Annotated in this window: 1 protein-coding gene; it reads left to right on the plus strand. The window is 70.6% G+C overall.

What is annotated here, in order from left to right:
• Window positions 1-350 (plus strand): acyltransferase domain-containing protein (locus tag ACLF6P_RS30010; protein ID WP_415954575.1); only part of this gene is annotated, 350 nt, incomplete at both ends.

Here is a 350-nt window from a genome sequence, read left to right on the forward strand (position 1 = left end):
GGCGTTCCTACGGTGTCGAACCATCCGCTGTGATCGGGCATTCGCAGGGTGAGATCGCGGCTGCCGTGGTGGCGGGTGTGCTGTCGCTGGAGGACGCGGCCAAGGTCGTGGCCCTGCGGTCCCGGGCGATCATTGCCCTCGCGGGCCGTGGCGGGATGGTGTCCGTCGCGCAGCCTGCTGCGTCGGTGCGTGACACGATCACGGCCTGGGACGGCCGTATCTCGGTCGCGGCGGTCAACGGCCCGTCCTCGACCATCGTCTCGGGCGACGTCGACGCCCTGGACGAGCTGGTCGCGCACTGCGAGACCACCGACATCCGCGCCCGCAAGGTCGACGTCGACTACGCCTCC

This window comes from Streptomyces lothianensis (genome assembly GCF_047779955.1).
Lineage (GTDB): Bacteria > Actinomycetota > Actinomycetes > Streptomycetales > Streptomycetaceae > Streptomyces.